General features: G+C 72.2%; 15 protein-coding genes. 8 read left to right on the top strand and 7 right to left on the bottom strand.

Annotated elements, in window-relative coordinates; genetic code table 11:
• Window positions 1-20: 20 nt before the first annotated feature.
• Window positions 21-1,112: an NAD/NADP octopine/nopaline dehydrogenase family protein gene (locus tag ACZ7OH_RS02815; protein ID WP_470279284.1), complete on the top strand. Its 1,092-nt coding sequence runs from the start codon at window positions 21-23 to the stop codon at window positions 1,110-1,112.
• 293 nt (window positions 1,113-1,405) lie between these two features.
• On the top strand, window positions 1,406-1,711 hold the full coding sequence (locus ACZ7OH_RS02810; RefSeq protein ID WP_400894136.1) for a hypothetical protein: 306 nt from the start codon (window positions 1,406-1,408) through the stop codon (window positions 1,709-1,711).
• A gap of 30 nt (window positions 1,712-1,741) precedes the next feature.
• On the opposite strand, the gene ACZ7OH_RS02805 is transcribed toward ACZ7OH_RS02810, so the two are convergent.
• Window positions 1,742-2,281: a GNAT family N-acetyltransferase gene (locus ACZ7OH_RS02805; protein WP_400894134.1), complete on the bottom strand. Its 540-nt coding sequence runs from the start codon at window positions 2,279-2,281 to the stop codon at window positions 1,742-1,744.
• Here ACZ7OH_RS02805 and ACZ7OH_RS02800 point away from each other — a divergent pair.
• Entirely contained in the window at window positions 2,280-3,041 is a 762-nt protein-coding gene (locus tag ACZ7OH_RS02800) for an alpha/beta fold hydrolase (protein WP_470279283.1), read from the top strand. The two genes, ACZ7OH_RS02805 and ACZ7OH_RS02800, sit on opposite strands and share 2 nt — an antisense overlap.
• A gap of 52 nt (window positions 3,042-3,093) precedes the next feature.
• Here the strand turns inward: ACZ7OH_RS02800 and ACZ7OH_RS02795 are convergent, their stop codons facing one another.
• Window positions 3,094-3,513 (bottom strand): hypothetical protein, encoded by a 420-nt coding sequence (locus ACZ7OH_RS02795; RefSeq protein WP_470279282.1) that lies wholly within the window; start codon window positions 3,511-3,513, stop codon window positions 3,094-3,096.
• 168 nt (window positions 3,514-3,681) lie between these two features.
• On the opposite strand from ACZ7OH_RS02795, the gene ctaD reads away from it, so the two are divergent.
• The 4 genes from ctaD (at window position 3,682) to ACZ7OH_RS02775 (ending at window position 8,017) form a co-directional block, all read left to right on the top strand.
• Entirely contained in the window at window positions 3,682-5,472 is a 1,791-nt protein-coding gene (gene ctaD, locus ACZ7OH_RS02790; protein ID WP_470279281.1) for an aa3-type cytochrome oxidase subunit I, read from the top strand.
• A 118-nt stretch (window positions 5,473-5,590) separates the two neighbouring features.
• A complete protein-coding gene (serB, locus tag ACZ7OH_RS02785; protein ID WP_470279280.1) occupies window positions 5,591-6,820 on the top strand; it encodes a phosphoserine phosphatase SerB in 1,230 nt (409 codons plus the stop codon).
• The gene (locus ACZ7OH_RS02780) at window positions 6,817-7,596 is read left to right on the top strand and encodes a peptidyl-tRNA hydrolase (protein WP_470279279.1); all 780 of its coding nucleotides are present in this window, start codon (window positions 6,817-6,819) and stop codon (window positions 7,594-7,596) included. Before serB ends, ACZ7OH_RS02780 begins: the two co-directional genes overlap by 4 nt.
• Before the next feature lie 16 nt (window positions 7,597-7,612).
• A complete protein-coding gene (locus ACZ7OH_RS02775) occupies window positions 7,613-8,017 on the top strand; it encodes an OsmC family protein (RefSeq protein WP_400894122.1) in 405 nt (134 codons plus the stop codon).
• Here the strand turns inward: ACZ7OH_RS02775 and ACZ7OH_RS02770 are convergent.
• The 3 genes from ACZ7OH_RS02770 to ACZ7OH_RS02760 all read right to left on the bottom strand — a co-directional run bounded on the left by ACZ7OH_RS02770 (window position 8,014) and on the right by ACZ7OH_RS02760 (window position 11,153).
• Entirely contained in the window at window positions 8,014-8,355 is a 342-nt protein-coding gene (locus ACZ7OH_RS02770) for a hypothetical protein (protein WP_470279278.1), read from the bottom strand. The genes ACZ7OH_RS02775 and ACZ7OH_RS02770 overlap by 4 nt on opposite strands.
• A 57-nt stretch (window positions 8,356-8,412) precedes the next feature.
• Entirely contained in the window at window positions 8,413-10,461 is a 2,049-nt protein-coding gene (locus ACZ7OH_RS02765) for an ATP-dependent DNA helicase (RefSeq protein WP_470279277.1), read from the bottom strand.
• A 104-nt stretch (window positions 10,462-10,565) separates the two neighbouring features.
• Window positions 10,566-11,153 carry a biotin transporter BioY gene (locus ACZ7OH_RS02760; RefSeq protein ID WP_470279276.1) on the bottom strand — a complete coding sequence of 196 codons (588 nt, stop codon included), beginning with the start codon at window positions 11,151-11,153 and terminating at the stop codon, window positions 10,566-10,568.
• Window positions 11,154-11,367: 214 nt separating this feature from the next.
• Between ACZ7OH_RS02760 and ACZ7OH_RS02755 the strand changes: the two genes are divergently transcribed.
• On the top strand, window positions 11,368-11,985 hold the full coding sequence (locus ACZ7OH_RS02755; protein WP_470279577.1) for a choice-of-anchor P family protein: 618 nt from the start codon (window positions 11,368-11,370) through the stop codon (window positions 11,983-11,985).
• Here ACZ7OH_RS02755 and ACZ7OH_RS02750 read toward each other — a convergent pair whose 3' ends face one another.
• Window positions 11,986-12,630 (bottom strand): bifunctional 4-hydroxy-2-oxoglutarate aldolase/2-dehydro-3-deoxy-phosphogluconate aldolase, encoded by a 645-nt coding sequence (locus ACZ7OH_RS02750; protein WP_470279275.1) that lies wholly within the window; start codon window positions 12,628-12,630, stop codon window positions 11,986-11,988.
• Entirely contained in the window at window positions 12,627-13,196 is a 570-nt protein-coding gene (locus tag ACZ7OH_RS02745) for an isochorismatase family protein (protein ID WP_470279274.1), read from the bottom strand. Before ACZ7OH_RS02745 ends, ACZ7OH_RS02750 begins: the two co-directional genes overlap by 4 nt.
• Window positions 13,197-13,203: the final 7 nt, after the last annotated feature.

The following is a 13,203-nucleotide window of genomic DNA, read 5'->3' as shown; positions in this document are numbered from 1 at the left end:
GAGTGACGGGAGTGGGCGGAATGGGCGGGATCGGTGTCGTCGGAGCGGGTGGCGAGGGACGGGCCGTCGCGGCGTACCTCGCCTCGCGGGGGCTGGCGGTGCACGTGTGCACGCGGGACCTCGGGGCGGTGGCGGAGATCGCGCGCCGGCGGGAGATCGCCGCGAGCGGGGTGCTCGACGGGCGGTTCCCGCTGCGGGAGGTGACCGACGACCCCGCCGCGCTGGCGGGGCGGGCCGTGGTGCTGGTCGCCACCGTGACCACCGCGTACCCGGAGGTCGCCGTCCGGCTCGCGCCGCACCTGCGCGCCGGGCAAGTCGTGGTGCTGTTCTCCGGCAAGCTCTGCGGGAGCGTCGAATTCGCGCACGCGCTCGCCGCTGTCGGGGCACCGGACGTCGACGTCGTCGAGACGGACGCGCTGTTCGCCGCGCGGCCGTCCGGCACCGACGGCGTGACGGTGCTGGGCGCCAAGGGCTGGAACCTGATCTCGGGTGGCACGCCGGCCGCCGTCGGACGGCACGCCGGGCTGCTGCGGGAGTGGTTCCCGATGCTGGAGGTCGCGCGCAACCCCGTCGAACGCGGGCTGCACGACTTCGGCGCGGTGGCGCACGTGCCGATCGCGCTCGCCAACCTCGGCACCATCGACCGCGCGGAGGAGCTGCTCTTCTACGTCGACGGCGTTTCGGCGCGGACGGTCGCCCTGCTGGAGCGGACCGGGGCGGAGTTCGCGCTGGTCGCGCGGGCTTACGGCGCGCGGCTGCTGCCGATGACCGAGATGCTCGACCGGTACTACGGGTGCCCGGCCGCGACGCTGCTGGACGCGCTGCGGACGGTGGAGCCGTACCGGACGATCGCCGCGCCGACGAGCCTCGACCACCGGTTCCTGACCGAGGACATCCGCTCGACGCTGGTGCCGCTGCAGGCGCTCGCGCGGTGCGCCGGGGTGGCGACGCCGATGGTGGACGCGGCGATCACGATCATGTCCGTGCTCGGCGGGGAGGACTTCCGGCGGACCGGGCGGACGCTGGCTCGGCTCGGTTGGGACGGGCTGGGGCACGAGGGGATCGTGCGCCGGTTGGGGGCTGGGCGGGCGGTGGCGGGCCGGGCGGCTTGAGATCTCGCGGGGAGGGCGGACGCTCGCCCGGCTCGGCTGGGACGGCCTCGGCCACGAGGGGATCGTGCGCCGGTTGGGGGCCGAGCGGGCGGCTTAAGACCTCGCGTGGTGGGGGATGCTGGGCCGGTGGCCGGGATTGCGGTGGGCTGGGGCTGCGCGGGCCTCGGCGGCCAGTGCTTTTGCCCGGCGCTATAGGGGTTTGTGCTGCGCGCTGCCCCCGGCCGGTGGCCTGGTGAACCGGAGCCGCGCGGGGCTGGGCGGCTCGCTTTGGCCCTCGCCGTTACCGTGGGCGCGTGCCTCGACGGAACCGTCCCGGCCGCCGCGCGGACGGTGGGCCGCCCGAACGTGAGCTCGGCGCCGCCACCGGGTGGGCGCGTGCCGAGTCCGGGAGCGATGGGGACTGGCTCGTGCGGACCGTGCCCGGCTCGCAGGCCGGCAAGACCTACCGGTGCCCCGGCTGCGACCACGAGATCCGGCCCGGCACGCCGCACCTCGTCGTCTGGCCCGCCGACGACACCGGCTCCGTCGCCGACCGGCGGCACTGGCACCGGGCCTGCTGGGACGCCCGGGCCCGGCGCCGGCCGAACCGCCGCCGCTGAACACTCTGGAGTTGTCAAACACCGCCCGGCTCAGCGCCGGTAGTGGCGCGAGTACGCGCCGTCGTACATCTCCTCCGTGTACTCGGTGAAGCCGAGCCGCTCCGCCACCCGCAGCGACGGCTTGTTCTCGACACTGACGCTCGCCAGCACCGGCAGCGACGGCAGGTCGCGGGCACACCACTCCAGGACCGCCAGCCCGGCCTCCACCGCGTACCCCTTGCCCCACGCCGACGGCCGGAACCGGTAGCCGAGGTTCAGCACCTGCTCGCCGTGGAACTCCCGCAGCCGCACCCCGCACATGCCGAGCACCTCGGTGCCCCCGCGTTCGAGCACCGCGGGGTAGCCGAAGCCGTGCTCGGCCCAGTGCGCCAGCCACTCCGAGAACATCGCCGACGCGCGCGGGACGTCGGGCGGGTCGGGGTGGAAGCGGTTGGTGCGCGGGTCGGTGTGGATGTCGACCATCGCCTGCCGGTCCGCCTCGTGGAGCGGACGCAGCAGCAGCCGGTCGGTTTCGATGTCGGTGAACACGTCGGCGAAGCTAGCGCGGGGGTCCGACAAAATGGCCCGCATGACCGAACTGCCGCTGGTCCTCCTCCACGCCTTTCCCCTGGACGCCCGCATGTGGAACGCGGTGCGCGAGCCCCTCGCTTCACACCTTCGGGTGATCACTCCGGACCAGCGCGGGCTCGGCCGCTCGCCGCTGCCGGAGTCCGATCGCGAGCCGAGTCTCGAGGACGCCGCGCGCGACGTCGTCGCCCTGCTCGACCGCCTGGACCTGGACCGCGTCGTGCTCGGCGGCTGCTCGATGGGCGGCTACCTCGCGATGGCCGTGCTGCGGCTGGCGCCCGAGCGGGTCGGCGGGCTCGTGCTCATCGACACCAAGGCGACGCCCGACACGCCCGAAGCCGCGCAGAGCCGGCTGGACGTCGCGAAGCGCGTCGACGACGAAGGCATCGGGGGCTGGCTGGCCGACGCCAACCTGCCGAACCTGCTGGCCCAATCGACCCGGGAAGAGCGGCCTGACGTCGTCGAGACCGTCCGGGAGATCATCGAATCGCAGCCGCCGGCCGGGATCTCGTGGACGGCGCTCGCGCTGCGGACGCGGCCGGATTCCCTGGACCTGCTGCGCGATTCGGGAGTCCCCGCGCTGGTCGTCGTCGGCGAGGAGGACCCGATCACCCCGGTGGAAGCGGCCGGCGCCATGGTCGAGGTGCTGGACGGCGCGACGCTCGTGGTGCTCCCGGGGGCCGGGCACCTGACCCCGCTGGAAGACCCGGCGGGCGTGGTCGAGGCGATCCTGTCCTGGTACCCGGCGACTCACGAGAAGTAGGCGGAGAGCGCCGTGCGGGCTTCGGGCAGCCGGTCGGGGAACCGCTGAGCGATCATGAAGCGCCATACGACGGCATAGAGCGCTCGCAGCCGCGTGAAGAAGCGAAGCAGCACGGGCCGGCGCGCAGCGCCGCATGCACCTCGGCGAGCGAGCGCGCGGGGACGTCCGGTGCGTACCGGTGGTCCGGATCGTGCGGGGTGTGGTGCCGGAGCGTGACCGGCAGGCCCTCGGCGAAATGGGGCCCGGCCGGGGGATCCGCGGCCGGTGAGACGACGAGCACACCACGGTCGGTGAGGAACCGGGAGAGCGCGACGTCCCGTTCCTGCCGGGCCGGACCGGGCCGCGCCAGGCGGGTGGTCCCCGGCACCCGCGCGACCAGCGGACCCAGCCTCACCAGCACGTTCGGGCGCTCGTGGAGCACCTCGGGCTCGTACGCGCGCGGGCCGAGCCGGGAGGTCACCGTCAGTGCCACGCGAACCGCGGTACGCGTGCAGTCGTCGGCCAAAGCCCGATCTTGCCAGCCGGTGCGCGCGACTGTCGGTAGCGAGGGCTACGATCCCCTTGACCGCCGGAACCGGGCCCGCCCGCGTCCCGGCGGCCGGACGATGACCACCACAAGGTTTCAGTGTTGGAGGCAGGAGTGACGGCCGTAGCCCCCAAGCCGATCGCGACGCGCCCGTATCCCGCGCGCGAGTCGGTCAAGGGTTCGTACCTGCTGCGGTTGTTCCGCACGACGGACCACAAGCAGATCGGGATCATGTACCTGGTCACGTCGTTCGCCTTCTTCATGGCGGGCGGCGCGATGGCCATGCTCATCCGCACCGAGCTGGCGCGGCCGGGGCAGCAGTTCCTGTCCCAGGAGCAGTACAACCAGCTGTTCACCATGCACGGCACGGTGATGCTGCTGCTGTACGCGACCCCGATCCTCTTCGGCTTCGCGAACTTCGTGCTGCCGCTGCAGATCGGCTCGCCGGACGTCGCGTTCCCGCGGCTGAACGCGTTCTCGTACTGGCTGTACCTCTTCGGCGGCCTGATCGTGCTGTCGGGCTTCCTGACGCCGGGTGGCGCCGCCGACTTCGGCTGGTTCGCCTACACCCCGCTGTCGGACGCGATCCACTCGCCGGGCGTCGGCGCGGACCTGTGGATCTCCGGCCTGGTGGTCTCCGGTCTCGGCACCATCCTCGGCGCGGTCAACATGGTCACCACCGTGGTCTGCCTGCGCGCGCCCGGCATGACGATGTACCGGATGCCGATCTTCACCTGGAACATCCTGGTGACGTCGATCCTGATCCTGCTCGCCTTCCCGATCCTGACCGCGGCCCTGATGGGCCTGCTGGCGGACCGGCACCTCGGGGCGCACGTGTTCGACCCCGAAAACGGCGGCGTGATCCTCTGGCAGCACTTGTTCTGGTTCTTCGGCCATCCCGAGGTCTACATCGTCGCGCTACCGTTCTTCGGGATCGTGTCGGAGATCTTCCCGGTGTTCAGCCGCAAGCCGCTGTTCGGCTACAAGAGCCTGGTCTGGGCGACGCTGGCGATCGCGGCCCTGTCGGTCGCGGTGTGGGCGCACCACATGTACGCCACCGGCGCCGTGCTGCTGCCGTTCTTCTCCTTCATGACGTTCCTGATCGCCGTCCCGACCGGCATCAAGTTCTTCAACTGGATCGGCACGATGTGGAAGGGCCAGCTGTCCTTCGAGACGCCGATGATCTTCTCGATGGGCTTCATCGTCACGTTCCTCTTCGGTGGCCTGACCGGCATCATGCTGGCCGCGCCGGCGATCGACTTCCACGTGTCGGACAGCTACTTCGTCGTCGCGCACTTCCACTACGTGCTTTACGGCACGATCGTGTTCGCCACCTTCGCCGGCATCTACTTCTGGTTCCCGAAGATCACGGGCCGGATGATGGACGAGAAGCTCGGCAAGTGGCACTTCTGGACCACGTTCATCGGCTTCCACGGCACGTTCCTCGTCCAGCACTGGCTGGGCGCCGAGGGCATGCCGCGCCGGTACGCGGACTACCTGACCAGTGACGGCTTCACCACGCTGAACACGATCTCGACGATCGGCGCGTACATCCTCGGTGCCTCGACGCTCCCGTTCATCTGGAACGTCTTCAAGAGCTACCGGTACGGCGAGATCGTCACGGTGGACGACCCGTGGGGCTACGGCAACTCGCTCGAATGGGCGACGTCCTGCCCGCCGCCGCGGCACAACTTCACCGAGCTGCCCCGGATCCGCTCCGAGCGGCCCGCGTTCGAGCTGCACTACCCGCACATGATCGAGCGCATCCACAACGAGGGCGAGATCGGCTTCTTCGGGAAGCAGAAGGTCAACAGCCACGCGGCCCCGTCGCAGGTGCTCACCGAGGCGGTCATCCCGGGTGACCACTCCCGGGACAACGCCAGCGAGCAGGGCGACGAAAAGTAGCACCCCGATCGAGTGAGAGCGCGTGCCCGGCTTTTGTGAAGCCGGGCACGCGCTCTACTTATGTCCGAGCCCGGACCGGCAGACTGATCGTGCAGCGTTGCCGAACGAGGGATGACCAGTGACCCAGACCCCCGTCCTGATCACGACGACCGGCCCCGACAAGCCGGGTGTCTCGTCCGTGCTGTTCGCCGTGCTGACCCGGCACGACGTCGACGTGCTCGACGTCGAACAGGTCGTCATCCGCGGGCAGCTCGTGCTCGGCGTGCTCGCCGGCGTGTACCGCGACCCCGAGGGCCTGCAGGAGTCCGTCGAGCAGGCGATGGCGTCCGTCGGGATGCAGGTCGACGTCAAGATCGGCTCGGCGATCGGGGACGACCCGTTCGCGCTCGGCCGCCGCGACTCCACCCACGTGCTCGTCGTGCTCGGCCGGCCGGTCACCGCGCGGGGCTTCTCGGAGGTCGCGCGGCGGCTGGCGTCGCTCGGCGCCAACATCGACGCGATCCGCAGCGTCGCCGACTACCCCGTGACCGGGCTGGAGCTGTACGTCTCGGTCGACCGGGACACCCCCGAGGCCGACGCCGCGCTGCGGTCGGAACTGGCCGACGCGGCCGTCGAGGTCGGGGTCGACATCGCCGTCGAACGGGCCGGGATCACGCGCCGGGCCAAGCGGCTGGTCGTCTTCGACGTCGACTCGACGCTCATCCAGGGCGAGGTCATCGAGATGCTGGGCGCGCACGCCGGCGTCGAACCGGAGATCCGCGAGATCACCGAGGCCGCCATGCGCGGTGAGCTCAACTTCACGGAGTCGCTGGAACGCCGGGTCGCGCTGCTGGAAGGCTTGCCAGCTTCGGCGATCGACGAGGTCGCCGCGTCTATCGAGCTGACCCCGGGCGCCCGCACGACGATCCGCACGCTCAAGCGGATGGGGTTCAAGACCGGGGTGGTGTCCGGCGGGTTCACGCAGGTCATCGGCGGCCTGGTGGAAGAGCTGGGCCTGGATTTCGCGGCGGCGAACGAGCTCGAGATCGTCGACGGCAAGCTGACCGGCAAGGTCGTCGGCGACGTCGTCGACCGCGCGGGCAAGGCGAAGGTGCTTCGCCGCTTCGCCGGCGAGTACGACATCCCGCTCGAGCAGTGCGTCGCGGTCGGCGACGGCGCCAACGACATCGACATGCTCTCGGCGGCCGGCATGGGCGTCGCGTTCAACGCCAAGCCCGCGCTGCGCGAGGTGGCCGACACCGCGCTGTCGCACCCGTACCTCGACGCCGTGCTCTTCGTGCTCGGCCTCACCCGCGGCGAGGTCGAGGCGGCCGACGCCGCCGACGGGCTCGAGCTGATGCGTCCGTGAGCAGCGTTCTCGACCCCCTGGGCGCTCGCTACGCCTACTGGCTGGGGCTTCCGGCCGAAGACACTTCGGACACCTCGGACGAGCTTCCGGAGGAAGTCCGGGCGATGCCGGTCATCCTGCGCATCGAACGCGCCGAGCCGCCGGGCCGCACGCCGCTGCTGGAGGCGGCCGCGGCCGCCGCGCTGGCGGTCTGCCTCGACGAGCGCTCGGAGCCCGGCGGCGAGTGGGCCGAGCCGATGCACGCCTGGCTCGACAACCGGATCCGCAAGGTCGCGCGGCGGGCGCGGGGCGCGCACTGGGCGGCCGTCCAGGACCTGCCGGGCATCACCGTCGAGATCGACGGCGCCGAGGCGCGGGCGCTGGTGCCGGGCCTGGTCGCCGAGGCGCCCAAGGAGGTCTCGCGGCTGCAGATCTCGGGCAGCGAGCTGCCGCCGGACGAGCCGGGCCCGATCCCCGCCGGCGTCCCGCTGCTCCTGCTCAACCCGCACGCGCCGATGACGGTCGGCAAGGCCGCCGCGCAGGTCGGGCACGCCACGATGATCCTCGCCGCGCTGCTGGAAGACGAGCAGCGCGCGGCCTGGGCCGCGCGGGGCTACCGGACCGCGGTGCGGGCGGCGAGCGTCGCGCGGTGGAAGGAACTGCACCCCGGCGACGACCCCGAGGGCGCGTGGCGGCGCGACCGCGTCGTCGCCGTGCGGGACGCCGGGTTCACCGAGGTCGATCCGGGCACCATCACGGTTCTCGCGCAGTGGGAACCGGAACAAGGGGCTTCCTGAGCCGGTTGGAGCGGGCATGGGACTGGAAGTACAGCGCGACGGGCAGCACGCGTTCACCGGCCGCAACGACCGCGGCGCGGAGGTCCGGCTCGGCCGGGCGGGCGCGGAAGGGGCGTTCTCGCCCGCCGAACTGCTGCAGATCGCGGCCGCGGGCTGCAGCGCGGTGACGGCCGAAGAGCTGATCACGCGGCGGGTCGGCGAAGACGCGAAATTTCGGGTGACCGTCAGCGCCGATCGCCGCGAAGGCGCTTCGGAGCTGGACGCCGTGCACGTCGCGTTCGATGTCGACGTGTCGACTTTGGCGGCGGATCAGCGGGAAGCGCTGGCCGGTGCCGTCGACCGCGCGATCGAGCGGCTGTGCACGGTGAGCCGGACGCTCAAGAAGGGGATCCCGGTGACGGAGGAGTTCCCGACCGCCTAGTTCTCGCTGGATTCCCAGACGACGTAGGCCTGGTCGGCGTCGGTCGTCATGGCCTCGATGAACTTCTCGTTGTCGAAGCCCGGCAACGCCTGCAGGCGCTCGATCAGCGCGTCCGCCGCCGGGTCGCCGCTCGGGACCGCCGTGCCCTTGCCGTCGGTGTCCACCAGCATGAAGAAGACGTCTTCGTTCCAGGGGCCGTCGGGGATCACGCGGACCATCACCGACGACAGACCGGCCCACGTGACAGCTTCTTCGCTGCCGTCCGCGAGCCGCCGCCGCACGCCGGTGTCGTCGACGCTGACGGTCCGGGACTGGGCGCTGGACGAATCCTGGGTCAACCGGTGCTCCTTGTCGCTTCGGTTGCTTCACCGTACCGGGCGGTGTTGTGGACCGCGTCACGCGGGCGCGGCTGCGTCCAGCCGGCGCAGGGCGTCGCGCGCCACCTTCGGGTCCATCGTCGGCCAGAACGGCGGCAGCGAAGCACGGAGGAATCCGCCGTAGCGGGCGTTCGCCAGCCGCGAATCCAGCACCGCGACCACCCCGCGGTCGGTGACCGACCGGTGCAGCCGCCCGGTGCCCTGCGCGAGCAGCAGCGCCGCGTGCGTGGCCGCCACGGTGAGAAACCCGTTGCCGCCGCGGGCTTCCACCGCGCGCTGCCGCGCCGAGGACACCGGGTCGTCCGGCCGCGGGAACGGGATCCGGTCGACCACCACCAGTTGCAGCGACGGCCCGGGCACGTCCACGCCCTGCCACAGGCTCAACGTGCCGAACAGGCACGTGCGGACGTCCTCGGAGAACTTCTGGACCAGCAGCGAAGTGGCGTCTTCGCCCTGGCAGAGGATCGGGAAGTCGAGCCGCTCGCGCATCTCCTCGGCCGCCTGCTTGGCCGCCCGCATCGAGGAGAACAGCCCGAGCGTGCGGCCGCCCGCGGCCTCGATCAGCTCGGCCAGTTCGTCCATTGTGGACGACGCGAGGCCGTCACGGCCCGGCGGCGGCAGGTGCTTGGCCAGGTAGAGGATGCCGTTGCGCTTGTGGTCGAACGGCGAGCCGACGTCCAGGCCGGTCCACTTCGGGCCCGAGTCGTCCGACGGCACTTCCTTGTCCGTCGCGGCTCCCGGCGCCTTTTCGACGCGGGCGGCGCCCGGCGGGAGGCCCCACTGGCGCGCCATGGTGTCGAACGTGCCGCCCAGCGTCAGCGTCGCCGACGTCAGGATCGTCGTGTGCTGGTTGAAGACGCGCTCGCGCAGCAGCCCCGCGACGCCGAGCGGCGCCACCTTCAGCGCCGGCGGCCGCGGGTTCGCGGAGTACTTGTCGCCGGAGAGCCAGACGACGTCGCGCTGGTGCGCCTGGTCGTCGTCGAACGCCTCCAGCAGCCGGACCGCGGTGTCGTGCACCTCGTCGAGCAGCGAGCGCGCCAGCTTGCGCGCGGTGGCGCCCTCGACGTCTTCCTTGCGGTCGGAACCCAGCGCCGTGATGCACGCGTGCGCGGCGTCGCGGACCGCCGGGATCGCGCCCTTCAGCGGCCGCGGCAGCTCGTCCATCCGGCCCGCGGGCAGGTCGTCGACGATCAGCGCCAGCCCGTCACCCGCCTCCAGCAGGCCGTCGGCGACGTCGGCGTCGATCAGCTTGCCGCAGCGGCGCGCGGCCGACGCGCACATCGCGCTGGTCAGCTCGCCGGTGGCGACCGAGGTGACGCGGTCGACGAGGTCGTGCGCCTCGTCGATGATCACGACGTCGTGGTCCGGCAGGACCTGGTAGCCCTGCAGGGCGTCGATCGCCAGCAGCGCGTGGTTGGTGACGATGATGTCGGCGCGGCCGGCCTCGGCACGGGCCTTCTCGGCGAAGCAGTCCGTGCCGATCGGACAGCGCGAAGCGCCGAGACATTCCTTCGCCGTCACCGACACCTGGCGCCACGCCTGGTCGGTGACGCCGGGGGCGAGCTCGTCGCGGTCGCCGGTTTCGGTGTCGGACGCCCACTCCCGCAGCCGCGTGACCTCCTTGCCCAGCCGCGACACCGCGAACGGGTCGAAGAGCTGGGCGTCCTCCGGCTCGTCGGGCGCGCCGGAGTCCAGGCGGTGCAGGCACATGTAGTTGCGGCGGCCCTTGAGGATCGCGAAGGTCGGTTCGCGGCCCAGCGGCTTCTTCAGCGCCTTCGCCAAGCGGGGGAGATCGCGGTCGACGAGCTGGCGCTGCAGCGCGATCGTCGCCGTCGAGACGACGACGGTGGCTTCCTTCTCGACGGCGTGGCGGATCGCGGGGACGAGGTAGGCCAAGGACTTGCCGGTGCCGGTGCCCGCCTGCACGGCCAGGTGCTCGCCGGTGCGGATGGCGCGGCCGACGGCGTCCGCCATCTCGACCTGCCCTGGGCGTTCGGCACCGCCCACGGACTCCACCGCATGGGTGAGGAGTTCGAGGACGCCGGGGAAATCGGTTCGGGCGGGCACAACGACACACATTAGCCGCCGGGGCCGACAGGATCGGTGATCCGTCGCGAACGGGCCACTCGCGCCGCCGGGGACCTCCCGCGTGGCAGGTCCCCGGCGAGCGGTCAGTTCTCGCTGCGGCCCGAGACCAGCTTCCAGGTCAGCGGCAGCAGGCCCGCGGCGACGACGATCTTGATCGCGTCCCCGACGAGGAACGGCGTCACGCCCTTGGCGAACGCGGTGGACAGGTCGAACCCGGTCGACGCCATCAGCCACGGCACACCGAAGGCGTAGATCACGAGGTTGCCGAGCACCATCGTGCCCGCGGTGCGCACCGGCGTCCGGTCCCCGCCGCGGCCGGCCAGGGCGCCCACGAGCGCGCCCGCGAAGACGAACCCGACGATGTAGCCGGCGCTTGCGCCGGACAGGCCCGCGGTGCCGTGCTGGAACCACGGCACGCCCACGGCGCCGACGAGCAGGTACACGAGCATCGACGCGGCACCGCGCGACATGCCGAGCGACGCGCCGACGAGCAGCGCGGCGAACGTCTGGCCGGTCATCGGCACCGGGCTGCCCGGCACCGGGATCGTCAGCTGCGCGGCGGCGCCGGTGAGCACGGCACCGCCGGCGACCAGCGCGATGTCCCGGACGAGCGAACCGGGCACGAGGTCGGCCAGCACGGGCCGCTTGGCGGCGAAGGACAGCGAAGACACAAAACCTCCCAGGGTGGGACACAGGCGACGATCGAGGTTAACGCTCGTTACTCCGGGAAAAGACCCCTGAGTTGCGTTCCTCACCGGCCACCCGTCCGGGTGGACCCGATCAGGGGCGGCGGCCGGCCTGCCGATGACGAAGTGGGTAACTACGAACTGTCACGCGAACCGTGGAGGCCGGCGCATGCGAACCGCCAGGAAGAGGACATTCCGGTTGCTGGCGGTGACGACGCTGGCCACTCCGCTCCTGGTCGCCGCGGCGCCGGTCACGTCCACCGGATGGGCGTCTTCCGGCTCGCTGGACGTGACCATCGACAACGAGCACGTCGTTACCGGTGACCTGGCGAAATGCACCGCCGACGGCCCCTACGCCGCCCGGACTCCCGGGGGCGAGACCGGTGAGATCGCGGTGTTCGGCACCGGCGAGAGCGGGTGCGGCCGCTCGGACGCGGTGTCGATCGCGCAGGCGTCCGGCCACCGGTTCGAGGCCACGGTGCTCAAGCGCTACGGCGGCCCGGCGCTGTCGGTGCGCACGTACTCGGTGAAGTGCGCGACGACGGCCACGGGCAGCCTGGGCGAGGTCTCGGTCGGCACGGTCGAGGGGATCACGGTGCCCGCGCAGATCCCGCCGAACGACCGGATCGTCATCCCGGGCGGCCCCGCGGGCACCGCGCTGGCCACGGTGATCCTCAACGAGACGGTGACGCCCCAGCCGCCGGACGGCAGCCTGGTGACGCACGCGGTGCACATCGAGCTGTTCCCGCAGGGCGGCCCGGCGAGCGGCGACATCTACCTGGGCACGGCCGCCTGCGACCCGTTCGGGAAGAAGTAGCTAGGCGGTCGTGAAGCGGGTCGCCGCCGCGACGAACTCGCCCGCCCGGGCCGCCAGGTCCGGCAAGCTCCCGCTCGGCGACAGCGCGTCGCCCAGCAACGGTGTCGCCGCGGCCACCGCGATCGCGCCGGCCCGCAGGTAGCCCTCGACGTCGGCCAGGTGGACGCCGCCCGTCGGGACGAGCGGGACGTCCGGCAGCGGCGCGCGGACCGCGCGCAGGTAGGCGATCCCGCCCACCGCCGCGACCGGGAACACCTTCACCGCGGCCGCGCCGAGGCGCCACGCCTGGTCGATCTCGGTCGGCGTCAGCGCGCCGCAGACTACCGGGGTGTCCAGCTCGGCCGCGCGCTCCAGCACCGCCGGGTTGACCGTCGGCGTGATCAGGTACGCCGCGCCGGCGTCGACCGCGATGTCCACATCGGACGGTTCGCGGACGCTGCCCGCGCCGATCAGCGCGTCGTCGCCGAGCGCCAGGCGCAGCGCGGTGATGGCCGCGGGCGCGCCCGGCGTCGTCAGCGTCGCTTCGAGCAGGCGGACGCCCGCCGCGTGCAGCACCATCGCCGCGTCGGCGAAACGCGACGCGTCGGCGGCGCGCAGGATCGCGACGAGCCGGTGTTCCGCCAGCAGAGCCTGCAGGTCCTTCACGCGACGTGCGCCCTTCCGGTGTGCGTGACGCCGGCTTCGTCGAAGTCCCGCAGGGTGCTGTCGACCGAAGCGCGCGCGATCCCGGCCGTGTGGTCGAGCAGCACCCGCACGCCGAACCCGGCCCGGGCCGCGTCCAGCGCCGTCGCCCGCACGCAGTAGTCGGTGGCGATGCCGACGATGTCGACGTCGGTCACGTCGTGCTCGCGCAGCCACGTTTCGAGGGACTTGCCGTCCCGGGACGCGCCTTCGAAGCCCGAGTAGGCCGCGCTGTACTCGCCCTTCGAGAACACCTCGCCGATCGGGACGACGTCGAGTGCCGGGTGGAACGACGCGCCGGGCGTGCCGGCCACGCAGTGCGGCGGCCAGCTCTCCTTGAAGTCCGGCGTCGCGCTGAAGTGGGTGCCCGGGTCGATGTGGTAGTCGCGGGTGGCCACCACGTGCGAGTAGCCGCCGGTCGTGCTCAGCGCGGAGATCGTCTCCGCGGCCGCCGCGCCGCCGGCGACGGCCAGCGAACCCCCTTCGCAGAAGTCGTTCTGCACGTCCACCACGATCAGCGCGGTCCCCATGGGTCGG

This window comes from Amycolatopsis sp. NPDC114478, from assembly GCF_055633805.1.
This window is presented reverse-complemented; position numbering and strand designations above follow the sequence as displayed.